General features: G+C 62.0%; 1 protein-coding gene. It reads right to left on the reverse strand.

The features are described 5' to 3' along the window. Positions 1-48: 48 nt before the first annotated feature. Positions 49-912 carry a TIGR00341 family protein gene (locus ACWGLC_RS17785; RefSeq protein ID WP_452101099.1) on the reverse strand — a complete coding sequence of 288 codons (864 nt, stop codon included), beginning with the start codon at positions 910-912 and terminating at the stop codon, positions 49-51. Between the last annotated feature and the right edge of the window lie 329 nt (positions 913-1,241).

Genomic DNA, 1,241 nt, shown 5'->3' on the forward strand with positions numbered 1-1,241 from the left:
AGCGCAAACCGGAATCCCAAGCGGCAGAACAGCGTCAACTTGTGGAAGTCAGGTCAGAACATGGACGGTCGCGGTTTTCTGCTGCAGCGATACGTCCGTGACTTCGGATCCGTCTGCGGGGCCGAGCCAGTCCTCGGCGGCATCGGCAATCCGCACTGACCACACCGACGACATCGAATTGACCACCATCGGCAGGGCCACGACCAACAGGGCCACGCCGAGTATCACGTACGCTCTCCCACGTCGCGCCTCACCACTCCCGGCCTCGCGGGCATAACCGACCACGATAAGGATCACGGTCGCGGTGACGATCATCGCGACCATGTTCGATGCGAAGAGGACAATCGCTCCGAAGGCGAGTCCCGGCGCACCCGCGCCCAGGCAGACACCCGCCACGACAAGCGGGGGAACCAGGGATATTGCAATTGCCACCCCGGGGAGCACGTCCCCGACGTCTCGTCGAATCATCGCGATGACCCCCACGAATCCGGTGGCCAGTGCAGCGGTCAGGTCCATCAGCTTCGGCGAGGTGCGGCCACTGACCTGAGAGTTCGAAAGAACATTGGTCGGGTTGGGAAGGAACTGCGAGATCAGGAATCCGATCATCAGCACAAGGGCGATGCCCGCGATGACCACGAACAGACTCCGCACGATCAGTTCTCCGCGCCCGGTGGCCACCCCCAGGCCGATACCGAGGATTGGCACGGACAACGGAGCGACGATCATGGCGCCGATCACCGTGGCCGTGGAATCCCCTGCTACTCCTGATGCGGCGATTACCGCCGACAGCGTCAGCATGATCCAGAAAGCCGATCGCTTCGCCGTGGTCTCCCCAGCACTGAGGTCTAGGCGGTCGACGAGTTCATCGAGCGTACGGCGTTGAGACTCCGGTACGAGCTTTAAGGTCTCCATGGTCGGCCCTCAAGAGTGATGAGTTGTGTCCAGACATGCTTCATGTCGACTCCTCGTCCGATGGATCTGAATGTGCGGCGAGCCAGCGCCGCCCTTCGTCGTACGCACGAAGGGTCGACCGGCCGAGAACCGGTTCGGCTTCCTCCACCGTGATGGAAGGCGGTAGTCCTACATTTGCGCGGTATCGAGCCATCAAGGCGTGGTCGACCCCGCTGACGAATAGATGCCCGCCACTGGTCTCGAGTAGCGTCGCGTACTCGACAATGACGTTGAAGGATAGTGCCCCGTTGGGTGGTGGGATTCGGATCGGCGTCTAGTCAGGCGCAGTG

The organism is Dietzia sp. NPDC055877, assembly GCF_053615975.1.